Annotated in this window: 16 protein-coding genes and 2 pseudogenes; 7 read left to right on the forward strand and 11 right to left on the reverse strand. The window is 56.1% G+C overall.

The window, feature by feature from the left end:
* Positions 1–39: 39 nt before the first annotated feature.
* Positions 40–1,074 (reverse strand): class 1 fructose-bisphosphatase, encoded by a 1,035-nt coding sequence (gene fbp, locus I6L40_RS13910; protein WP_041207524.1) that lies wholly within the window; start codon positions 1,072–1,074, stop codon positions 40–42.
* A gap of 381 nt (positions 1,075–1,455) precedes the next feature.
* Between fbp and I6L40_RS13915 the strand changes: the two genes are divergently transcribed.
* Complete coding sequence (locus I6L40_RS13915) at positions 1,456–3,072, forward strand: peptide ABC transporter substrate-binding protein (protein WP_216994435.1); 1,617 nt, start codon at positions 1,456–1,458, stop codon at positions 3,070–3,072.
* Between the two features lie 96 nt (positions 3,073–3,168).
* Here the strand turns inward: I6L40_RS13915 and I6L40_RS13920 are convergent, their stop codons facing one another.
* The 3 genes from I6L40_RS13920 to sixA form a co-directional block, all read right to left on the reverse strand.
* Positions 3,169–4,089: a DMT family transporter gene (locus tag I6L40_RS13920; RefSeq protein WP_042032361.1), complete on the reverse strand. Its 921-nt coding sequence runs from the start codon at positions 4,087–4,089 to the stop codon at positions 3,169–3,171.
* A 168-nt stretch (positions 4,090–4,257) separates the two neighbouring features.
* A complete protein-coding gene (locus tag I6L40_RS13925) occupies positions 4,258–4,464 on the reverse strand; it encodes a DUF1107 domain-containing protein (protein WP_026457339.1) in 207 nt (68 codons plus the stop codon).
* A 133-nt stretch (positions 4,465–4,597) separates the two neighbouring features.
* Positions 4,598–5,065, reverse strand: coding sequence for a phosphohistidine phosphatase SixA (gene sixA, locus I6L40_RS13930; RefSeq protein WP_041207521.1), 468 nt, complete (start codon positions 5,063–5,065; stop codon positions 4,598–4,600).
* A 162-nt stretch (positions 5,066–5,227) separates the two neighbouring features.
* Between sixA and I6L40_RS13935 the strand changes: the two genes are divergently transcribed.
* Positions 5,228–8,014 (forward strand): insulinase family protein, encoded by a 2,787-nt coding sequence (locus I6L40_RS13935; protein ID WP_216994436.1) that lies wholly within the window; start codon positions 5,228–5,230, stop codon positions 8,012–8,014.
* A 329-nt stretch (positions 8,015–8,343) separates the two neighbouring features.
* On the opposite strand, the gene I6L40_RS13940 is transcribed toward I6L40_RS13935, so the two are convergent.
* Complete coding sequence (locus tag I6L40_RS13940; RefSeq protein ID WP_216994437.1) at positions 8,344–8,991, reverse strand: thiopurine S-methyltransferase; 648 nt, start codon at positions 8,989–8,991, stop codon at positions 8,344–8,346.
* Between the two features lie 254 nt (positions 8,992–9,245).
* Positions 9,246–10,625: a leucine-rich repeat-containing protein kinase family protein gene (locus tag I6L40_RS13945; RefSeq protein WP_216994438.1), complete on the reverse strand. Its 1,380-nt coding sequence runs from the start codon at positions 10,623–10,625 to the stop codon at positions 9,246–9,248.
* A gap of 340 nt (positions 10,626–10,965) precedes the next feature.
* Here I6L40_RS13945 and I6L40_RS13950 point away from each other — a divergent pair.
* From I6L40_RS13950 to I6L40_RS13960, 3 genes and pseudogenes are all read left to right on the forward strand, one after another.
* Positions 10,966–11,201: pseudogene (locus I6L40_RS13950) on the forward strand (hypothetical protein); the annotation flags it as partial.
* Positions 11,202–11,720: 519 nt separating this feature from the next.
* Complete coding sequence (locus I6L40_RS13955) at positions 11,721–12,608, forward strand: hypothetical protein (RefSeq protein WP_216994439.1); 888 nt, start codon at positions 11,721–11,723, stop codon at positions 12,606–12,608.
* An 86-nt stretch (positions 12,609–12,694) separates the two neighbouring features.
* A complete protein-coding gene (locus tag I6L40_RS13960; RefSeq protein WP_216975851.1) occupies positions 12,695–13,141 on the forward strand; it encodes a hypothetical protein in 447 nt (148 codons plus the stop codon).
* A 252-nt stretch (positions 13,142–13,393) separates the two neighbouring features.
* Here the strand turns inward: I6L40_RS13960 and I6L40_RS13965 are convergent.
* The 5 genes and pseudogenes from I6L40_RS13965 to guaB form a co-directional block, all read right to left on the reverse strand.
* Positions 13,394–14,555: pseudogene (locus tag I6L40_RS13965) on the reverse strand (IS3 family transposase).
* Positions 14,556–14,563: 8 nt separating this feature from the next.
* Positions 14,564–15,010 carry a hypothetical protein gene (locus I6L40_RS13970; RefSeq protein ID WP_216994440.1) on the reverse strand — a complete coding sequence of 149 codons (447 nt, stop codon included), beginning with the start codon at positions 15,008–15,010 and terminating at the stop codon, positions 14,564–14,566.
* Positions 15,011–15,309: 299 nt separating this feature from the next.
* Positions 15,310–15,582: a hypothetical protein gene (locus I6L40_RS13975; RefSeq protein ID WP_005337011.1), complete on the reverse strand. Its 273-nt coding sequence runs from the start codon at positions 15,580–15,582 to the stop codon at positions 15,310–15,312.
* A gap of 379 nt (positions 15,583–15,961) precedes the next feature.
* Positions 15,962–17,551, reverse strand: a complete 1,590-nt coding sequence (gene guaA / locus I6L40_RS13980) for a glutamine-hydrolyzing GMP synthase (protein ID WP_040066364.1) — start codon at positions 17,549–17,551, stop codon at positions 15,962–15,964.
* 84 nt (positions 17,552–17,635) lie between these two features.
* On the reverse strand, positions 17,636–19,099 hold the full coding sequence (gene guaB, locus I6L40_RS13985) for an IMP dehydrogenase (protein WP_041207517.1): 1,464 nt from the start codon (positions 19,097–19,099) through the stop codon (positions 17,636–17,638).
* Between the two features lie 486 nt (positions 19,100–19,585).
* On the opposite strand from guaB, the gene I6L40_RS13990 reads away from it, so the two are divergent.
* Both I6L40_RS13990 and xseA read left to right on the forward strand, forming a co-directional pair.
* The gene (locus tag I6L40_RS13990; protein ID WP_083593333.1) at positions 19,586–20,470 is read left to right on the forward strand and encodes a lysozyme inhibitor LprI family protein; all 885 of its coding nucleotides are present in this window, start codon (positions 19,586–19,588) and stop codon (positions 20,468–20,470) included.
* 147 nt (positions 20,471–20,617) lie between these two features.
* On the forward strand, positions 20,618–21,997 hold the full coding sequence (xseA, locus tag I6L40_RS13995; RefSeq protein ID WP_216994441.1) for an exodeoxyribonuclease VII large subunit: 1,380 nt from the start codon (positions 20,618–20,620) through the stop codon (positions 21,995–21,997).
* Positions 21,998–22,020: the final 23 nt, after the last annotated feature.

A 22,020-nucleotide genomic window follows, 5' to 3' on the forward strand; every position in this document is an offset into this window, starting at 1 on the left:
AGGCTCCCGTTTTTTATTCACCCGCGATAAATCAGAGAATTACCCCTGACTGGCCGGATCCTCGTGGGAGGAGAATTCGCGCATAAAGGCCTCTGCCCGCTCCACCATCTTGGTAGAACCGACGAAGTAGGGGGTGCGCTGGTGCAGCGCGGTGGGCTGGATATCCATGATGCGGTTGAAGCCGTCAGAGGCTTTGCCGCCTGCCTGCTCCACCAGAAACGCCATCGGATTGCACTCATAAAGCAGGCGCAGCTTGCCGTTCGGCGAGTTGGTGCCGGACGGATAGATGTAGATGCCACCCTTGAGCAGGTTGCGATGGAAATCGGAAACCAGCGAGCCGATATAGCGGGAGGTGTAGGGTCTGTGGGTCGCTTCATCCCGCTCCTGGCAATATTTGAGGTACTTTTTCACCCCGTCCGGGAACTTGATGTAGTTGCCCTCGTTGATGGAGTAGATCTTGCCCTCCTCCGGAATGCGAATGTTTTCGTGGGAGAGGCAGAAGCAACCGATGGAAGGGTCATAGGTAAAGCCGTTGACGCCAAAGCCGGTGGTGTAGACCAGCATGGTGGAGGAGCCGTAAACCACGTAACCGGCCGCAACCTGACGGTTGCCCGGCTGCAGGAAATCCTCGAGGGTGACGGGGGAGCCCTGCGGACTGACCCGGCGATAGATGGAGAAGATGGTTCCGACCGAAACGTTGACGTCGATATTGGAAGAGCCGTCGAGGGGATCTATCAGCACCACATATTTGGAGTTTTTGGAAAGCGGCGAGTCAAAGGCAACGAAGTCCTCCTCCTCCTCGGAGGCCATGCCGCACACCTCGCCGCGCGCCTCCAGCGCCGCCTTGAAGCGCTCGTTGGCGTAGACGTCCAGCTTCTGCTGCACCTCGCCCTGCACGTTTTCAGCCCCCATGGAGCCAATAATATCGGCCAGCCCGGCCTTGTTGATCTCCCGGTTCACCACCTTGGCAGCAAGACGGATCGAGCTCAACAGCGAGGTCAGTTCGCCGGTCGCGGTAGGGTAATCAGCCTGCTTTTTGACGATGAACTCGCCCATGGTGATCATGTTTCGCATTTTTGGTCCTTTAAGAGCGTTTCCGTTGGCGTTGAAAACGTTTGCAAGCATCGACAAAAAAAGAGCCGATCCTCGGCCGTGTTGTTTTGTAACTTAATGTAACGTCTGTTTTTTGTTTTTGCAGCGAATTAAGCGGGCTAATAAAACGGCAATTTGAATCTGATTTGTACTCGAATCATCCACAAAAAGGGGGCCATACGGTAACTTTCAGGCTCTTATTTTGCGCCAAAAAACGGCGCCAAACAGCGACCTTGCTGACATTTCCCCCTCTTTGGCCTGTCGTTTCGCCCACCAGATACGGGTGGCCTCTCCCCTATTGAGTTCCAAACGCCAATCGCGCACACTCGTTTTCCGTTGGAAGCAAAAACATAAGGATTATCAATGAACAAGACTATCATTGCCGGCACGGTAGCCGGATTGCTCTCCCTGCCCGTCTGGGCTGCCGAAGTGCCGGCAGGCACCAGGCTGCTCCCCCCGGAGCAACAAACCTTTGTCACCAATATCGGCACCGAACCCACCACCATAGATCCGCAACTGGTGGAAGAGAGTGCCGGCAGCGCCGTCGTCAACGATCTGTTCGAAGGTCTCTATGTGCTCGATGCCAGCGGCAAGACCCAGCCTGCTGGCGCGCTCAGCTACGAGCTCGACAGCACCGGCACCGTCTACACCTTCAAGCTGAGGCCGGAGGCCAAGTGGTCGAACGGCGAGCCGGTTACCGCCGCCGACTATGTCTACGGCTGGCAGCGGGCGGCCAATCCCAAGACCGCCTCCAACTACGCCTGGTTTATCGAATTGATGGGTATCGCCAATGCCAGTGAAGTAATTCAGGGCAAGAAGAGCCCCGATGCATTGGGGGTCAAGGCGCTGGATGAACATACCCTCCAAGTGACCCTGAAAAACCCGGTTCCCTTCTTCCTGAAAACGCTGGCGCACTACACCACCTTCCCCGCCCCCAAAGCCACCATCGAGAAATATGGCAAGGAGTGGGTCAAGCCCGGCAATATCGTCTCCAACGGCGCCTTTGTGCTCAAGGAGTGGACCCCCAACGAGCGGCTGACTGCCGAGCGCAACCCGCACTACTGGGACAACCGGCACACAGTGCTGAACAAGGTGATCTATCTGGAGGTGGTGTCGGAGACCTCCGCCTACAACCGCTACCGCACCGGCGAGTTGCACTACACCACCTATCCGCTGGAGCAGTACCAGCACATCAAGAGCCAGAGTCCGGAGGAGCTGGTCAGCGCCCCCATGCTGGCCACCTACTACTACGTCTTCAACATACAGCGCAAACCGTTCGACAATCCGAAGGTGCGCAAGGCACTGTCGCTCGCCATCGATCGGGAGACCATCACCGACAAGATCCTGGGTCAGGGACAACTGCCCGCCTTCAGCCTGACCCCACCGAGCGTGGATGGCTTTGATCTGAAAAAACCGGCCAGCCAGCTGCAGAGCAAAGAGGAGCGGATCAAGCAGGCCAAAGCCCTGCTGACCGAAGCAGGTTATGGCCCGGACAAGCCACTCACCGTGGACATTCTCTACAACACCAACGAGAGCCACAGGAAGATCGCGCTGGCCATATCATCCATGTGGAAACACAATCTGGGGGTCACAGCCACCCTCAACAACATGGAGTGGAAGACCATGGTCTCCACCCTCAACGAGGGGGATTTCGGGGTGAGCCGCTACTCGTGGAATGGCGACTACAACGATGCCTCTACCTTCCTCGACATCCTGACCTCCAGCAGCAGCGCCAACAGCGGTCGCTGGTTCAACAAGGAGTACGACGCCCTGCTGGCCAAGGCTCACGATGCGCAGAATGCTGACGAACGCAACGGGCTCTATCAGCAGGCAGAAGCGCTGATCGATGCCGAGGCCCCTATTGCCCCCGTCTACTTCTACGTCAAGTCGCGCCTGCTCAAGCCTTTCGTCAAGGGTTACCCCTATCAGAACCCGCAAGATATCGTCTACAGCCGCGATCTCTATCTGGTTGCCCCGTAGCGCTGATCAGTAGTGCTCTGACCATAAAGAGCCGCCATCAAAAAAGCGCCTGCATTACTGCAGGCGCTTTCATTTTCACTCTGGCGATAGGCGCACTCACTCATCCTGACAGACGGCCATCTCCTGTCGGGCACGGCGTCTCAATACCACCGGCTGCACCAGCAGCTGGGCCAGCAGCACCCCGAGCAGGGTCAGGCCACCGCCGATGAGATGGTAGGCGGTCAACCGCTCCCCGAGCAGTGAGATGGCGAGCCCAGCCGTCATCACCGGCAACAGGTTCATGAAGATGGCGGTACGGTTGGCACCGATCAGGGTGATCCCCTGCATCCAGAGCCAGGGGCAGAGCGCCGACGCGGGGATCCCCGCATAGAAGATGAGCCAGAGCGCGCGCGCCTCGGGCAGTTGACCATCCACCAGCAGATAGAAGGGGGTCAGCAGCACCACGCTGCAGAGCACCTGACTGTAGAGCAGAGACCAGTTGTCGAGCCCCAGATCCCACTTCTTGAGCAGTACGCTGTAGAGCGCATAGGTGCCGGCCGAGAGCAGCATGTAGACCGAGCCAATCTGGATGCCGTGGGTAAAGAGCCGGGTCGGATCCCCCTGCCCCAGCAAAATGGCCAGCCCCATGATGGAGAGCAGTGCCCCCAGGATGGCGCCCCAGGTGGGGCGCTCGCGCAGCAACCAGATGCTGAACAACACGGTGAGCAGCGGCGTCAACCCCATCATCAGCCCCATCTCGGTGGCGCCCATGGTTTGCGCCGCGTAGTAGCCGAAGGTCTGGTTGAGCACCATGCCAAGCAGCGCCAGCGCGGCGATCTGCCAGATACCGGCACGCAGGCGGGCACGCTCGCGCCATACCCGGCGAGCCAGAAAAGGGGTCAGGACCAGCGCAGCCACCACCCAGCGGGACCAGGCGAATGCGGCGGGCGACAAGACGCCCACCGCCAGTTTGCTGACGACGCCATTGCCAGCCCAGATGGCAATGCAGGAGAGAGGGAACAGAAAGGCAAGGGGCATCAACGGCTCCGGCATCCCGAACGAGAATTGAGCGAGGCAGTATAGGGGGCAACGGGTGAGAAACAAAGCCGCCATCAAGGCAGACACGAGAGAGAAAACCGGATCGACAAAAACAAATATGCCCGCATAACGCGGGCATATCCGTGCAGAAACACGCTCAGAAGATTATCACGCCGCATCCATGTGCAGTCTGGAGATCAGCTCATTGACCTCGGTGACTGTCTGACGGTGGGGAATGTCCGCCTGGCTCGGCATGAGCAACAAACCGGACTGAAAATCAAACCGCCCCCGACCATGGATATAGATCCGACCTTTAAAGAAGGTTTTGACGTGTTTTGCCACCATCAGTGGCAGGTACTTCTTGAACACTCTCATCGTTTGCAACCTCTTGCAGTTGTATCCGTATGACAGCAGCTTCTGCGAATTAATTCCGTAAAATAATCATAAAAATCCGGAAAACTCGCCCATCTCTTCCCAAAAAATTCAATCTATAACTTTTTATTAACTTTTAGCCTATTGTATGCGGCCCTTCGAGCCAGAGCAAGGATCCTTTGCCATTGTGCCACTCGATGCAGGCAATGCCCGAGGTGGCGAACATGGGGGCTCCGGCGGCCGGACAGAGGCTCTGCACCAGATATCCCACCAGCGGCAGATGGCTCACCAGCATGATCTGCTGATGCCGTTCTGCCAGCGCGGTCAGGTAGCTGGAGACAAAGGCGGGATCACCATAAGGGGTGATGTCACCGCTCTCCTCCACCACGACAGCGTCGGGTAATTCCTTGCATATGGTCTGCCAGGTTTGGCGGGCGCGCAGATAGTTGCTGTGGATCACCCGATCGATACGACCGGTCAGCTGAGGCGCCAACCAGCGGGCCATCAGAAGGGACTCTTCAATGCCCTGCTCGGTCAATGGACGCTGTTCATCAGTTTTCGCATTCATGCCAGCCTGGCCATGACGCATGATATAGATCTTCATTACAACCTCGCCCAACGGGCCTGTTTTGATAGCCGGGGGATCTTACCCCGCCACGGGTGTTGAAACAATTGCGCTACCTCTCAGAAAAGGGTTTGCCTCACCGGGTAGCGGGGTCGATAATCATGTTTAAATTCAAATAAATCCAACGTGAGTCGCCCACCAATGAGCCCATATGCCAGTCCCAATGACCATCGGCAATACCACTATCTGGAGCTGGCAAACCGGCTCAGGGTCTTGTTGATTTGCGATCCCGATACCGATAAATCCGCCGCATCTCTGGCGGTCAATACCGGCCATTTTGACGATCCGGCCGACCGGCAGGGGATGGCTCACTTTCTCGAACACATGCTCTTTCTCGGTACCGCTACCTACCCCAAGCCAGGTGAGTACCAGCAATTTATGAGCCGTCACGGCGGCAGCAACAACGCCTGGACCGGCACCGAGTTCACCAACTTCTTTTTCGAGATCGACAACGGCTTCTTCGAGGCGGGTCTCGACCGGTTCGCCCAGTTCTTCATCTGCCCCACGTTCGATCCGGAGTGGGTCGACAAGGAGCGCAACGCAGTCGACTCCGAATATCGCCTCAAACTGCAGGATGATGTGCGCCGCAGCTATCAGGTACACAAGGAGACGGTCAATCCTGCTCACCCCTTTGCCAAGTTCTCGGTGGGCAACCTTGATACCCTGGCCGATCTGCCGGGGCGGGATCTGCGCTCCGACCTCATCAACTTCTACGAGAGCCACTACAGCGCGGATCGCATGGCGCTGGTGATGATGTCGCCTGCCGACATCGACACCCAGCTGCAGTGGTGCTGTCGCTATTTCGCTCCCATTTTGAATCGCAATTTGGGAACGCCGACTCTCGATATGCCACTCTACCGGCTCGACGATCTTGGCATCCGCATCCAGATCAAGCCGGTGAAAGAGACCCGCAAACTGGCGCTCACCTTCCCGCTGCCCAATGTGGACGCCTTTTATGACAAAAAGCCCCTCACCTTCCTGAGCCACCTTATCGGCTACGAAGGGGATGGCAGCCTGCTCTCCCTGCTTAAAGCAAAAGGCTGGGTCAACCAGCTCTCGGCAGGCGGCGGTATCAGTGGCGCCAACTTCAAGGATTTTGGCGTCAACTTCGGCCTCACCCCGCTCGGCCTTGAACATGTGGACGAGATCATGGCCTTCCTGTTTGGCTACCTCAAGCTCATCGACCGTAAAGGGCTGCAGGCCTGGCGCTACGACGAGAAGCGCACCGTGCTTGAGTCGGCATTCCGATTTCAGGAGCGCGGCCGCCCGCTCGATACCGTCTCGGGGCTGGTACTCAACCTCTTTAGCTACCAGCCGGAGGATCTGCTGCACGGCGACTACATGATGCGCGAATATGACGAGGCACTGATCCGTCGCTTCCTCACCAAGCTCACCCCGCACAACCTGCGCATGACCATCACGGCGCCGGAGGTAACCACCGACCGGCTGGCCCGCTGGTATCAGACCCCCTACAGCGTGGCGACCATCACCGAGGCGGAGAAGATCCGCTGGCAGCAGAGCGAACCGGACAAGGCGCTGGCGCTGCCAAAGCCCAACCCCTTTATCAGCAGCCGACTCGATCCGCGCACGCCGGAGATCGCCGCCGAGATGCCTTCCTGCCTTATCGATCGCCCCGGCTTTCGCCTCTGGCACCACCATGAGCACCTGTTCAGCGTGCCCAAGGGCAATCTCTACATCTCCATCGACAGCGAACATGCGGTCAAAAGCCCGCGCCACATCGCCATGGCGCGCCTCGCGGTGGAGCTTTTGGCCGATCACCTCAACGCCCTCACCTATCCGGCGGAGCTGGCGGGGCTGGGCTACCAGATCTATGCCCATCAGGGGGGCTTTACCATCAACCTGAGCGGCTTTGCCGACAAGCAGCCGCTGCTGCTCGACATGATCCTCGGCAACCGCACCCTGGGTTATCCCGACCCGGGCCGCTTTAGCGAGATCAAGGAGGCGCTCATTCGCAACTGGGACAACCAATCCAAGGCGCGCCCCATCTCCCAGCTGTTCAACCAGCTCACCAGTTTGCTGCAACCCAACAACCCGCCGTTCGAGCAGCTGCTGCGCCACCTGCGCTCCGTCGAGCTCTCCGAGATGCCTGACTTCGTGGCAAGCCTCTTTGCCGAGGTGCATATCGAGACGCTGGTGCACGGCGACTGGACGGCGGCCGAGGCGCTGGAGCTGGCGGCGCTGATGGAGCGCCACCTGAGCGACATCAACGGCAACACCAGCCGGCCGAGCGCCGAGACCCGCCGCCCGCTTATCTCGATTCAGGACAGGGGCACCCTTATTCGCGAGCAGGGCTGCGAGCACGAAGATTCGGCGCTCCTGGTCTACTACCAGTCCCGCACCACCCGGGCGCGGGATCTCGCCTGCTTTACCCTGGCCAACCACATCATGTCCTCCACCTTCTTCCACGAACTGCGCACCCGCCAGCAGCTCGGTTATGTGGTGGGGGCAGGCAACCTGCCGCTCAATCGCCACCCGGGTCTGATTTTCTATATCCAGTCGCCGGTGGCGGGGCCCCAGCATCTGCTCGATGCGGTGGAGGAGTTTATCGACCTCTTCCCGCTGGCCATGCTCGAATTTACCGAGCAGCAGTGGCAGGAGAGCAAGGCCGGGTTGCAGGCCCAGCTCAGCGAGCGCGACGCCAATCTGCGCAGCCGCGGCCAGCGACTGTGGGTCAGCATCGGCAACAAGGATCTGGGGTTCGATCAACGGGAACGGGTCTGCGAGGAGGTGGGCAAGCTGACGCGCGCCGATCTGGTGCGCTTTATCACCCAGCTGCGTTCACGCACCTCCGATCGCCTGATCCTCTGCAGCTACGGGCAGGGCCACGAGCACGAGGAGCGGATCACCGGCCAGTTTATCGACGACCCGCGGGCATTCCGGCTCAATGCCGCCACCTTCGAGGCCTGATCAGGCCTCGCATCTCCCCGTTTTTCCTTCCACGGCAAATCGCAGCCAATAAAAAGCCGACCCACGAGGGTCGGCTGGAAAAACCATAACAATTGCGACAAAGCCGCCAAAAGTGAACATGAGCGTGAAAATCAGACACTGAGTTGATGACAGGCAAGCAGGAAACCCCTTGAACTCGCCGTACAATGCCAACAGTGATTGAGAAACAGCCACATCTTAGGCACTCCCCCCGAAAACCACGTTGATCTACGTCAAAGGAGGTAGCGAAGAGTCCACCTGACGACTCATTTGCCCTGCCGGATCACTCTTTGTCGTCCGCCTGCTGCCTCTCAGGCGCGGCGGATCAGGCGATAAGCCACTTCGTCGAAATAGGAGAGCTGACCGGAGAGCACCCGCGGGTGATCCACCTCGGCAGCACGCCCCAACACCTCGACCCGAAAGTCCCGCTCAAACAGCGCCCGCACCTCCATCTCGCCCACCGAGAAGGGCGGCTGGCTCTGCTGCTCCGGCTGATATTCAAGGGTCACCAGCAAGACCTGGCCCCCCTCCTCCACCAGCCGGCTCATCAGCGCCGCATACTGGCGGCGCATCGCGGTTGGCAGGGCGATCAGCGCCGCCCGGTCGTAGACCAGCCGATAGCGGCGACCGAGCTCGGGGGAGGCAAAGAAATCCCCTTCGAAGATGCGCAGGCTCTCGACCTGATGGCACTGATACGGGCCCACCTCGCTCACCGCCGCCTTCAGGCTGTTTTCACTGAAAAAGCTGGCGATGGCGACGGAGGAGAGCTCGAAGCCATCGACCGGATGGCCCTGCCCGTTCAGCCAGAGCATGTCGCGGGACTTGCCGCACAGGGGCACCAGCACCGGCTCGTCCGGCTGCTGCGCCGACCACCAGGATTGCAGCCAGCGGTTGAAATCTGCCTGATGAAAGCCAATTCGGTTCTCTTCCCAACGCTGATGCCAAAACGCAGCTTCCATCATGATTCCCCATTGCTTAATAAAAATTGCTTACTAAAAGATGCCTCAATATCACAACTTAACCGGCACCACGCAACCCTCTGCCCACCCTTTTTATCGGGCGGCCCCTCACCGCCTCTCCCGTGATGGCCAGCGGGGCACTCTGGCCTCTCCCGCAGGCAAACAGGGGCTTAAACCCATGCCAAAGCGGAATGGGTTTGTGATGATTGATGAGAAAAAGAGGAGGATTTAACGGGCCGAAGAGGCCCGCAAGGTCACAACAGGGTGCTGTGCGCCGCCGCGAGCTGACGGCCGATCTCGGCAAAAGCGGGCCGCTCGCCGTGCCGTTCAGAGAGGCAGGCCGCCGTGAGCTGGTGCAAACCGGCAAGCTGCGCTTCCTCAACATCGCCATCGCAGCGCGCCAGCAGCTCCTCCAGCAGACAGCCAAAGGCGCGCACTTCCAGTCGCTCCAGCCCCTGCGCCAGTTCACGCTCATGCAGGTCATAGAGGGAGGCGGCGCCAAAATCGCCGAGCAGGGCGTGGGCAACGGGCCCGCGGGTAAAGAGGATATTGTGGCCGTAGAGATCCCCGTGCATGATGCCGGCCTGGTGCAGATGACCCGCCACCGAGGCAATCCCCTGGGCCAATGTCAGCGCCTCGGCCAGGGTAAAACGCAGCCCTTCGTCATAAACATCGCGGGTGCAGGAGGCCAGACTCGGCGGCCCCGCCAGATTGGCAAAGGCCGGGTCGATCAGCGCCATCACCAGCGCCGGCATGCCGGAGGGGTGATCGGCTACCCGCCCCAACACGGGAATAAGGTTGGGATGGGAGCCTGCTGCCAGCGACGCCGCCATCTCGCACTGGGGCAAGCCATCGCTGGTTACCGCCCCTTTGAAGATCTTGACCGCCACCTCACTCGCGCCAATACCCTCGCTCGACTCATCGGCCATCCGATCTGCCACCAGCGGCTCACTGCGCATAACCGCGCGATGGATAACGCCAGAAGCCCCCTGCCCCAGCAGCTCGCCGATCGCAAGGCGCTGCCACGGCAAGGTGGCAACCTGCTCATCGCTAATGGCGCGCGCCTCCGCCCCCTCGCTAAAGGGGTTGCCGGAGTAAGCAAGCCAGGCAAGGCGCGGCAGCGAAAGCAGCCACTCGGGGAAGCGTTCGATGTGGTTGGCGGCGATGCGCAGCAGCTCCAGATTGCGGCAGTTGGCAAGGCTGGCCGGCAGCTCGCGCAGGCGGTTACCCGCCAGCATCAGCTTTTGCAGGGCGTCGCACTGGCCCAACTCATCGGGCAGCCGTTCAATTGCGTTATCGGTCAGGATCAGCCAACGCAAGCCGGCGGGCAGCGCTTTGGCCGACACGGTGGCAATCTGGTTGGCCTTAAAGCCCACCATGGTGAGCGCCGGGCAGCGCCCCAGCACCTCGGGCAGCTCGGTAAAGAGGTTCTCGGAGCAGAAGATAATGCGCAGCTTGCCAAACCCGGCCAGCTCGTCCGGCAGCGAGCTCAGCTGGTTGCCGGTGAGATCCAGCACCTCCAGCGTCTCTTTCAGGCTCAAAATCTCGTGAGGGAACTCCGTCAGATTTTCAGAGAGCTTCAAATGGCGGGCACCGCACAGTTCACCTGCGCGCAGCTGTTCCAGAGTATGCATAACCGTTTCTCAATCCTGATGATCTGCCTGATGGCGTTGCCAGCCATCAGCGCGCGCCGAACCCGGGTCCGGCGGTTTTAAAGGGGGGCATTATAAAGAATTCGGGACGCAGATCGCCCCTTTTATTGCCTTGGGGAGGCATGGCGCTTAGCAACACCACCCCAACAAATTAACGAAACACGTAGGGTGCAATAAGCGCAGCGCATTGCACCGTTTGCCGAGCGGATTTTGTGCAAGGTATGCGGAACAAAAGTAGAGGTGCAATTTTATTGCACCCTACGGCACTATTGACCGCTACGCGGCGCTCAGAAAGGTGGGTGTCCCATTTTTCACTCGTAGTGCCAACCGTCCCACCGTGCCGGTGCGCTCAGCCGATGGCCGCACTATTGGCCGCCGCCATATCGTGGACGGGCTCACCCCCGTGGTCATCGACCAGAGCGGCACAATCCGCTGTGCCGTCACCGGCCGCACCCTCTTTATCGCACCGGGCAGCCCCATCGACCGCGCCAACCCGAGCGCCGCGACCAGCTCAACCCAACATACCAGTCAACCATGCACCAGCTCAGTCGTTATTGACTAATTAGTCGATCCAGATCAGAAATCGGCCTTCTGGTCCTTTCCCTCCGCCTACCCGCCGCTAATATACCCGATTGGTAACAAAGCCTCGTAGGAGTCACCCCATGAGCCATACCAACCCCATCCCGTTGGTTAAACGCAGCAGACTGGAGGCTGTAATTCAGGGGCGGTAGCCATACCAGATGGAATGGATAAGCGAGAGTTGCCCATGACTACCCAGTCAACATAGTGACGGCCTTATGCTGATTTCTGACCTGCTCACGCAGGCGTGATCTGGCGGCGCGTGCCAAGAGTGCGCTGAGCACTGATTTTTTATACAGTAGTAACGGTGGCGCAAAAAGAGGAAGTCAAGCGAATACGCCCAGTATAAGAAGCAAAAGGGTAACATTATGATTTAATAGTTGTTTTTACTTGGCGGCAGTGAGAATGTTACGGAGTTATATGGAATGCTCTGCTAACGGATTAGTGCCGCCTTCTATCTAATCACTGTTAGGCTCTTAGCAGGAAAATTTAACCAGCATGTCAGAACAAAAAATAGATCCAAATCAAGTAACAAAACCTATTCAATTATTAGCAGCCTGGCTTGTTGGGTTAATACTAATTAACAGTACATTTCTTGGTGCCGCAAAAGTAATTACCACCCCCGCCTGGGCTTCTGGCCTACTCGTGGTTGCGGCAGTAGTAAATGTGCCTATTTTCTTAATACTTATTTTCTTTCTTCAAACTAAATTTAGAGCAGAGCTTCAGGAAGATACTTTCTACTCAAAACACTTGGAAAAAGTCACTGGAAACACTAAAGAAAAGCCTAACCAAAATGAAATTTTTCTCAACCAACTAAAACAACTTGAAAATAACAACGATAATAAAATAAAAGAGCTATCAGCAAATATTGAAGCCATCTCACAGGAGCTAGCAGCTAACAAAAAACCCAATGTTGATATGGAGAGTATTTTTAAGAAACTAAATGATACCCGAGACACATTGACTGCATTTGAACGTCAAAAAATCAGATCATCCACAAGAATTGCACTTAACGACCTGCTCCCGAGCTATAAATTAATCGCAAAAAAACTTATATCGCTTGGCTACTCTATTTCAACGACATTTGGCTCAAGCAATGAAGATAAAAACATACCTAGCTGCCTAACTATTTCGTACGTTGACGGCCTTCCAAAATCATCTCTAAAGGAGCTATATCATTTATTAAGCCCCCTAGGATTTAATCGCATTGATTATGATGATGACGAAACAGCGAGATACGAACATATATACATAGGCTCATATATTGATGAATTCCCTGACGCCAGAGCCTCAGTTTACATAGATAAAAATATTGAAAGCGCTATTTGCGATGACAACATTTCCATGGATGAACTAAACGAATTAATCATCGATGCCAGAGCCTAACAACTGGTTCAAACCGTTCGCTTCGCTCTCTGGGACGGGCTAAAGCCCGCCCCTTAACCAAACGTTATATTTAATTGGAGTATGTAATGAAACCGACATTTTGGAAATTGTCACAAGGGACTGAATTTTTCACTTATGAAGATATGCTTCAGTCAATTGAAGATCGCTTAGTATATGTTCACAAGGATACAGCAGCTCAAGGACAGTCATCTGTAACTCAAGGGCAGACATTTGTTGAAGCTAAAATTGGTGATTACTTCTATTTAACACATGGTAATAACGGAGTGTATGTATTAGGACAATTTACAGGTCCGATAAATTATTTCTCGAATTGGGGAGATGGATGGTCCGATCGACCATTTCGCGTAATTGCTCGCTCAAAAACGCAGGAATGTTACACAGGAATTCAAAAATGGTGGTCTCCGAATCATCGTTCTACCTTTATAAAAGTTCCAGAGCACGAATTATCCATGTTTGAAGAAGAAATATTGATTCCTTTCTTTGGCCTACATTTGAAGGACTATGGATTTTAAATATAACAAACGGTTCAAGAGGGACAACCAACGCGTGACATTTTTACTATGCGTTGATTTTTGTGGTTACGGTGTTATGCGGAAAGTTGGTAGTGGCGTTGGCTGCCCCTTAAGCGGGCGTTATACCAACTATCATATTGCATGCCTATAAGTATATGTTATTATTCGCTAAATTTAGTTGCATATTGGTGCCCAATGGAAATAACGAAACTCAGTGAGTACATGGCGTTTGTTGAGGAACTAGTGTAGTGGTCAACTAAATCCGGACACTTGGTTAGGCCGTTCTTCGGCTTTTGCTGGCGGTATCCCGTCATTGTGTTGATGTGGACGCCGCCAGTTGTAGTAATCCATCAGGTAGTAACTGATATCCCGCTTCGCCTCTCGCAAGCTCATATATCCCATAGCCGGGAGCCACTCTGACTTCAGGCTTCTGAACAACCGTTCCATCGGGGCGTTATCCCAGCAGTTGCCACGCCGACTCATACTCTGGGTCATGCGATAGCGCCACACTCGTTGCCGAAATGCCCGGCTGCCATATTGGCTGCCCTGGTCAGAGTGAAATAGCACACCTGATGGGCAACCCCGCTGCTGATAGGCCATCTCCAGTGCTTTGATTACCAATTCTGCATCAGGTTTATCAGACATCGCCCAGCCCACGACCCGCCGGGTGTGCAGGTCAAGAACCGCTGCCAGGTAATGCCAGCGACCACCGACCCAGACGTAGGTGATATCGCCACACCACAACTGATTGGGTTTCTGGACATCAAATTCGCGGGCCAGCAGATTGGGAATATCCGGTCGTTCTGACCGTGCCACCTTATAACGGTGTGCGCCCGGCTGTTTGGATACCAGCCCAGCTTCCTTCATCAGGTTACGTACTTTGAATCGACCAGTCTGATACCCCAACTCTCGCATCATCGACATCAAGGCGCGGCTGCCCGCTGAGTTCCGGCTTTCTTTGAACAAACGGCGCAACTCACAGCGCTGTTGCATACGTTCACGGTTAATCGTCCGCCTGCGAGCCAGATAATCGTAAAAACAGGAGGTGGGAACATCGAAGGCGCAGCAGACCAGAGTGATGGGGGCTTGCTCCCTTAATCGGTCTATCAGCGCGTACGTGTGAACTCGTCCGTCATCAAGAGAGCAGTAGCCTTTTTTAGTATGTCCTTTTCACGTTCTAGCCGGTTGATACGGGCTTCCAGCTCCTGAATTTTTGCTGCTCCGGAGTCAGTGCTTTTCCGATGGGGGTTGTACCACCGCGCTCGGATTGCAGTTGCTGAACCCAGCGGCGCAGTACGGTTTCACCGACATCCAGTGAACGGCTGGCTTCAGGGACAGAATATCCTTGGTCGAGCACCAAGGATGCAGCTTCGAGTTTGAATTCGGCAGTAAATGAGCGACGTAATCTTGTCATTGAACACCTCAGGTCATGGTGGCGACTGTACCACCTAAAATGGTGTCCGGGATGATTAGACCACTACAATCCTCTTTCATAAGAGGAGAACAATCATCGCTTAAGCTGATGATGATATAGCTACCACCCTTTGCCGCTAACTCTGCGATAGCGCGTGATAATTTTCCTGCGGGGGCCATTTCCTTGCTGATTGCCGATTTCGGCATACCGTGTATTTTGGCCTGAAAGACCGTATCAGGTCTTTCAATAAAGCCCGTGATCATGTGATCGACCGGCACTTGAACATGAACATCAATACCGCCATCGGGAGCATTTATCGAGCCAGACCAGTGTACATAGGCAGGGCTATGACCATGGGCTGCAATCTCCGCCTCGGCAAGGCGCGCTATTAACTCTTCAAGCTGGGTATCAGAGAACCGGAGTAAATCGTCTTTCTCAATATCAAAAATCGCCACGATGCCCTCTGATGCTTCCGAGTTAGAAGGCCACTATGTTATTCACATATAAATCAATTATCTACTTGTACAGGAAATGGTGTGACCTATATCGGGAGGTGATTGCATTTCGAACAAAAATATCTACCCACGTCAACAATCGTATGAGTTTCATTTCTCCACTGTTTCGTTGTCCGAACAAAATTTACGTGCAAACTCCAGAAACAAGAAAGACGCCCTAAGGCGTCTTTCTTGTTTCTAGAATCTGGAGCAAACAGGTTGGAGACTATTCCCCATCCCCGCCTTGCCCCACCACCCAATCAAATTGGGGTGATGGAAGTGATATGGGCATCCCCGTCCAGTGATTTGAAGATCTGCACCACGGCTTCGCCATGGATCGGTTTGGCAAGCGGCACAGTGCTCTTGCACTTGAAGCGGTAGTTGGTGCCAGCCACCACTTGAGTGGAGACTTCAAAGGGTACGTACTGCACCCCGACAAATCCTTTCAGCGCCTGATCAAATACCGCCTGATCCTCGGCGGTCAGCTTGTGATATGCGGTCCATCCACCCACCAACACTGCTTGTTCTGACATATCAAACTCTCCGTGCTCTATGATCCCGACTCGTTTGGCCGTTCGGGCTGCGCCCCGTTGATTCAAGTGGTTTCCGGTCTCCACCGGGGTGTCATCACTGCCGGTTGGCGCGATGACGATGGGCCCGTTTGCGCAGCTATCTGCTACTGGATCAGCCCTCCCCCTTGCCACAAACCGCTGTTGACAGCGGGCTCAATTGGCATGAGAGAGCCTAGTGCGGGATGGCAAAAATGCCCCTGTCACATATGACAGGGGCAAGATGGCGAAAAAGCTGCTCTAAAAAAGAAGATGTGTTGCGCAAACGATTGAAAAAAGAAAAGACGCCTCAAGGGCGTCTTTTTGCATTTTTATGCTCAAAGGGCAGAAGGGCGCGAGCCGCTTATTCCCATTCGATAGTTGCGGGCGGCTTGCCGGAGACATCGTACACCACGCGGGAGATACCGTTGATCTCGTTGATGATGCGGTTCGATACGTGACCGAGGAAGTCGTACGGCAGATGTGCCCAGTGGGCGGTCATAAAGTCGATGGTTTCGACGGCACGCAGGGCAATGACCCAGTCATATTTGCGACCGTCGCCCATCACGCCAACGGATCGCACCGGCAGGAACACAGCGAACGCCTGGCTGACCTGGTTGTAGAGGTCAGCTTTGCGCAGCTCTTCGATAAAGACCGCATCGGCGCGGCGCAAGATATCGCAGTACTCTTTCTTCACTTCGCCAAGGACGCGCACGCCCAGACCCGGGCCCGGGAAGGGGTGACGGTAGAGCATGTCGTAGGGCAGACCCAGCTCGAGGCCAACACGGCGTACTTCGTCTTTGAACAGCTCGCGCAGCGGTTCGACCAGACCCATCTTCATCTCTTCCGGCAGGCCGCCGACGTTGTGGTGAGACTTGATGACGTGGGCCTTGCCGGTCTTGCTGGCAGCAGATTCGATAACGTCCGGGTAGATGGTGCCTTGCGCCAGCCACTTGGCGTTTTTCAGCTTTTTCGCTTCATCATCAAACACTTCAACGAAGACGCGGCCGATGATCTTGCGCTTTGCTTCCGGCTCGTCAACACCAGCCAGGGCGGAGAGGAAGCGCTCTTCGGCTTCAACCTTGATGATGTTCAGACCAAAGTGGTCACCAAACATCTCCATCACCTGCTCGCCTTCGTTCAGACGCAGCAGACCGTTGTCAACGAAGACGCAGGTCAGGCGATCGCCGATGGCACGGTGCACCAGCATGGCGACCACGGAGGAGTCGACACCGCCGGAGAGACCGAGGATCACTTCATCGTCACCTACCTGCTCGCGGATGCGGGCAACGGCGTCGTCGATGATAGTGGCCGGGGTCCACAGGCATTCGCAGCCGCAGATGTCTTTGACGAAGTGCTCCAGCATGCGAGCACCCTGACGGGTGTGGGTCACTTCCGGGTGGAACTGCACGCCATAGAAGCGCTTGGCTTCATTGGCCATGGCCGCGTGCGGGCAGGTCGGGGTCTGGGCGATGGTGGTGAAGTCGGCCGGAATGGTGGTGACCTTGTCACCGTGGCTCATCCAGACATCCAGCAGGGCATTGCCGTTGTCGGCGATGGCATCTTCGATGTTGCGCAAGAGGGCGCTGCTCTTGCCAGCTTCGCCCAGCACTTCCACCTTGGCGTAACCGAATTCACGCTCGGTGGAGGATTGCACCTTGCCACCCAGCTGCTCGGCCATGGTCTGCATGCCGTAGCAGATACCGAACACAGGGACACCGGCGTTGAACACATACTCGGGGGCGCGCGGGCTGCCCGCTTCGGTGACGGACTCGGGGCCGCCGGAGAGGATGATGCCGCTCGGATTGAATTCGCGGATCTGCTCTTCGGTTACGTCCCAGGCCCACAGTTCGCAGTAAACGCCGATTTCGCGCACGCGGCGGGCGATCAGCTGGGTGTACTGGGAACCGAAGTCGAGGATAAGGATACGGTGCTGGTGAATGTCTTTAGTCATTTTATTCCTGCATCAGGCTGATGTTGTCACAAAGGGCACGGGATAAAAAAAGGGTGGAAAAACGGGGCGCAGGGCCCCGTTTTATCAGCCCATCCGATAGTTGGGGGCTTCTTTGGTAATGGTCACATCGTGGACGTGGGACTCTTTCATCCCGGCGCCGGAGATGCGCACGAATTCAGCCTTGGTGCGCATGTCGTCGATGGTGGCGCTGCCGGTCAGGCCCATGGAGGAGCGCAGGCCGCCCATCTGCTGATGGATGATCTCTTTGAGGCGACCTTTATAAGGCACGCGACCTTCGATACCTTCCGGTACCAGCTTGTCGGCGGCGTTGTCGGTCTGGAAGTAGCGGTCGCTGGAGCCTTTGGACATGGCGCCCAGAGAGCCCATACCACGGTAGGATTTGAAGGAGCGACCCTGATAGAGCTCGATTTCGCCCGGCGCTTCTTCAGTACCGGCGAACATGGAGCCGACCATGACGCAGCTGGCGCCCGCGGCGATGGCCTTGGCGATGTCGCCGGAGAAGCGGATGCCGCCGTCGGCGATAACCGGTACACCGGTGCCTTCCAGCGCATCAACGGCATCGGAGATGGCAGTGATCTGGGGCACGCCCACGCCGGTCACGATACGGGTAGTACAGATGGAGCCCGGGCCGATACCGACCTTGACGGCGTTGACGCCGGCAGCAACCAGCGCCTTGGCGCCAGCGGCGGTCGCGACGTTGCCACCGATGATCTGCAGATCCGGATAGGCTTCGCGGGTGGCTTTGATGCGATCCAGCACGCCCTGGGAGTGGCCGTGGGAGGAGTCGATCAGCAGCACGTCAACACCGGCTTCCACCAGCGCGGCGACGCGCTCTTCGTTGCCGGCACCGGCACCAACGGCAGCACCGACCCGCAGACGACCCTTGTCATCTTTACAGGCGTGGGGCTTGCGCTCGGCTTTCTGGAAATCTTTAACGGTGATCATGCCCTTGAGTTTGAAGTCGGCGTTCACCACCAGCACTTTTTCGATACGGTGCTTTTGCATCAGGGCAACCACCTCTTCACGAGGGGCCCCTTCACGCACGGTGACCAGACGATCTTTCTGGGTCATGATCTGTTCAACGGTCTGGGAGAGGTCAATCACGAAGCGCACGTCACGGCCGGTGATGATACCGACCAGCTGATTGCCGTCAGTCACCACGGGGTAACCGGCGAAGCCATTCTTGTGGCTCAGCTCCTTGATTTGGGCGATGGTCATGTCAGGGCGTACGGTGACGGGGTCAGTGACCACGCCGCTCTCGTACTTCTTGACCTTGCGCACTTCGGCAGCCTGCTGCTCGATGGACATGTTCTTGTGGATAAAGCCGATACCGCCTTCCTGGGCCAGTGCGATAGCCAGACGGGCTTCGGTCACTGTGTCCATGGCAGCGGAAATCATCGGGATGTTCAAGCTGATGGCGGAGGTCAGCTTGGTACGCAGATCGGCAGTATTGGGAAGAACTTCGGAGTGGGCGGGAACCAACAGTACATCGTCGAAGGTTAACGCTTCTTTGGCAATCCTGAGCATGGCAATATCTCACCGTTGAGGAAGTGGGGGTGTAAAATATTGCCGACGAAGTTTACTCACGGATTGGTCACTGGTAAAGAAGTTTTTTGAATTTTTTATGGCGTAGCCCTCATTTAGGAGGCCAAAACGCCAAAAAACCAAGATTATCAGTACGAAAACCGCCATTTCGGGGCAAAAGAGTTGGCAAAGTGGTGTTTTATGCACCCTGCCCGTTTGCCAAACGCCCCTCTCAGAGCGGTCAGAATGGCTCCCCTCACCTTACCTAGCGCACCAAAAAGAGCGTCAACATGCTTGTTTTTTGAGCGCTTTTTCTTGTTCGAATCGCGCCTCGCACGGCACATATCTCCTATTCGGGCACGGTTTTGCCACTGCGGCAGCCCCTATAAGACAGCAACCATTTTCGCCATTGTCATACCTATGAGACAACATACAGGCCATTTGTTGCACAGGTGAAAAATTAGTGGTGCAAAACATCATGAGCTCCGTATGATTACTCACATATGCCGTGGTTACGAATCCACCGCACCAATAGCTGAAGCTTGTTTTCATAAGGGGTTACCTCAGCGCCATAATCTAGCAACAAATCAACATTTTATTTTTTTAAAACCCCAATACGGAGTTGAAATGTCACGTAACAAATCAATCATAAATCTGTTTGTCGCAGCATCATTCATTATCTCACCCTATTTATCTCATGCCGCCAGTTTTGATTGTAAGAAAGCAAAAACATCAAATGAAAAGTTGATATGTATGACGCCTGAGCTGAGTAAATTAGATGAAGAACTTGCCAAAACATATCTACTCTCACTCAAAAATAGCGCAGATAATGATATTATAAAAAAATCACAACGAGCTTGGCTGAAACAGATTAAGAAAGAGTGCTCATCTGCTGACTGTCTAATCAAAAATTATCGGATCAGACTGGAAACACTGGAAAATTGGGAAAAGAGCATCCCTGCCGATACAACAATGATTGGTACGCATTATCTCTCGCATTCAGTACCAATAATAAGTAACTCGACAAAGGAAGGATATTACTTAATTGATGCTAAAAACTGTATATCTATTGAAGAGAAAGACAATAAAACCATATCTTTCTCCATATTGACATTTAATACAAATGGGCATATTTGTGATATTAATGGCATAGCCAAACTTGTTGGAAATGAATACCAATATATACCCTCATCGGATACAGATGAACTAGATAAAGCATGCTCGTTACGCATAGTTAATCGGGCTGGCAGTATCTTGATACTCGACCCTGAAATGAAATGCAGGGAATATTCCTGCGGTGTGAGAGCCGGCCTTGATGGCACCGTTTTTCCTAAAAATTTGTCGATGACAACAGGCTGTGACCGTGGATACTGAATGTCTTCATGCGTGGCAAGTTATATATGGCCTGAATACCCGTAACGCATCACTTCCAGATAGAGGCTCGGCACCTGCCCCGCGCTGGGGTAAGATAGCGTCCATCGTTTTATCCCGGCCCCGCCGGGGCAGACCACAGGTACGCCATTGAACCGATTTACCCCATCCAGTGCGGCGAACGGCCGCGAGCAGCAGGTCTTTACCGTCACCCGCCTCAACAGCGCCGTGCGCATGATCCTGGAGCAGGATCTGGGGCTGGTGTGGCTGACCGGCGAGCTCTCCAATCTGGCGATGCCAAGCTCCGGCCACTGGTATTTCTCCCTCAAGGACATGTCGGCGCAGGTGCGCTGCGCCATGTTCAAGGGCAACAACCGGCGGGTGGCCTTCCGCCCGCAGGATGGCATGCAGGTGCTGGTGCAGGCGCGGGTCTCCCTCTATGAGCCACGCGGTGACTACCAGCTGATCATCGAGTCGATGCAGCCGGCGGGCGATGGCGTATTGGCCCTGCGTTTTGAAGAGCTCAAGCGCCGCCTCGGCGCCGAGGGGCTGTTTGACGAAAGCCGCAAGCGGCCGCTGCCCCGTGAACCGCGGGCGGTGGGCCTTGTCACCTCCGCCACCGGCGCCGCCCTGCATGATATGCTGACGGTGCTTAAACGGCGCGCCCCGGATCTGCCGGTCTTTATCTACCCGACTCAGGTACAGGGGAGCGCCGCCATCAGCCAGATCGTCGCGGCGATCGCCAAAGCGAACCAGCGTGCCGAGGTGGATGTGCTTATCGTCGGGCGCGGCGGCGGCTCGCTCGAAGATCTCTGGTGCTTCAACGAAGAGGCGGTGGCCCGCGCCATTGCCCACTCAGCCATCCCTGTGGTGAGCGCAGTGGGCCACGAGGTGGATGTCACCATCAGCGACTTTGCCGCCGACTTGCGTGCCCCTACCCCATCGGCCGCCGCCGAGCTGGTGGCGCCGGATCAGAGCGCCCGTGCCCAGCGTCTCGTTCACCTCAAGCAGCGACTGCTGCAGGCGATGAGCCGCCAGCAGACCGCCGCCCGCCACGATTTCATCCTGCTGCAAAAACGGCTCGACCATCAGGATCCGAAACGGCGGCTGGAGCAACAGTCCCAACGCCTCGACGAGCTCTCCACCCGTTTGCAACAGCTATTACGCCAGCGGCTGCATCAGGGTGAGCGGCGCCTCACCAACCTTGAGCTGCGCCTACAAGGCAAGAGTCCGGAGCGCCTCTTGGCAGCTGGCAAGCGCCGCCACCAGCTGGCCGAGGAGCGGCTCTATGCCCTGATTGCCAAGCGGCAAGACCTTGCCAGTCACCGCCTCGCCATGCTCACCGCCCGCCTCGACGGAGTGAGCCCGCTCGCTACTCTGGGGCGCGGCTACTCCATTACTCGCACTCCACGCGGCGAAGTCATCAGCCGTGCCGATCAGGTCAACAGTGGCGATCAGCTCATCACCACCCTGGCACAAGGGAGCCTGCAGGTACGGGTCGAGGGGATCGTCGGGGACTCTGCGCAGTAGATCGGCTGACTCAAACAACCAGC

Origin of the sequence: Aeromonas sp. FDAARGOS 1410 (assembly GCF_019048745.1) — a bacterium.
In the GTDB taxonomy this organism is placed as follows: Bacteria; Pseudomonadota; Gammaproteobacteria; order Enterobacterales; family Aeromonadaceae; genus Aeromonas; species Aeromonas jandaei.

Excerpts from the sequence above, each read along its gene's own strand:
- fbp (WP_041207524.1), bottom strand. The coding sequence starts at position 1,074 with ATGCGAAACATGATCACCATGGGCGAGTTCATCGTCAAAAAGCAGGCT.
- I6L40_RS13915 (WP_216994435.1), top strand. The coding sequence starts at position 1,456 with ATGAACAAGACTATCATTGCCGGCACGGTAGCCGGATTGCTCTCCCTG.
- I6L40_RS13920 (WP_042032361.1), bottom strand. The coding sequence starts at position 4,089 with ATGCCCCTTGCCTTTCTGTTCCCTCTCTCCTGCATTGCCATCTGGGCT.
- I6L40_RS13925 (WP_026457339.1), bottom strand. The coding sequence starts at position 4,464 with ATGAGAGTGTTCAAGAAGTACCTGCCACTGATGGTGGCAAAACACGTC.
- sixA (WP_041207521.1), bottom strand. The coding sequence starts at position 5,065 with ATGAAGATCTATATCATGCGTCATGGCCAGGCTGGCATGAATGCGAAA.
- I6L40_RS13935 (WP_216994436.1), top strand. The coding sequence starts at position 5,228 with ATGAGCCCATATGCCAGTCCCAATGACCATCGGCAATACCACTATCTG.
- I6L40_RS13940 (WP_216994437.1), bottom strand. The coding sequence starts at position 8,991 with ATGGAAGCTGCGTTTTGGCATCAGCGTTGGGAAGAGAACCGAATTGGC.
- I6L40_RS13945 (WP_216994438.1), bottom strand. The coding sequence starts at position 10,625 with ATGCATACTCTGGAACAGCTGCGCGCAGGTGAACTGTGCGGTGCCCGC.
- I6L40_RS13955 (WP_216994439.1), top strand. The coding sequence starts at position 11,721 with ATGTCAGAACAAAAAATAGATCCAAATCAAGTAACAAAACCTATTCAA.
- I6L40_RS13960 (WP_216975851.1), top strand. The coding sequence starts at position 12,695 with ATGAAACCGACATTTTGGAAATTGTCACAAGGGACTGAATTTTTCACT.
- I6L40_RS13975 (WP_005337011.1), bottom strand. The coding sequence starts at position 15,582 with ATGTCAGAACAAGCAGTGTTGGTGGGTGGATGGACCGCATATCACAAG.
- guaA (WP_040066364.1), bottom strand. The coding sequence starts at position 17,551 with ATGACTAAAGACATTCACCAGCACCGTATCCTTATCCTCGACTTCGGT.
- guaB (WP_041207517.1), bottom strand. The coding sequence starts at position 19,099 with ATGCTCAGGATTGCCAAAGAAGCGTTAACCTTCGACGATGTACTGTTG.
- I6L40_RS13990 (WP_083593333.1), top strand. The coding sequence starts at position 19,586 with ATGATTACTCACATATGCCGTGGTTACGAATCCACCGCACCAATAGCT.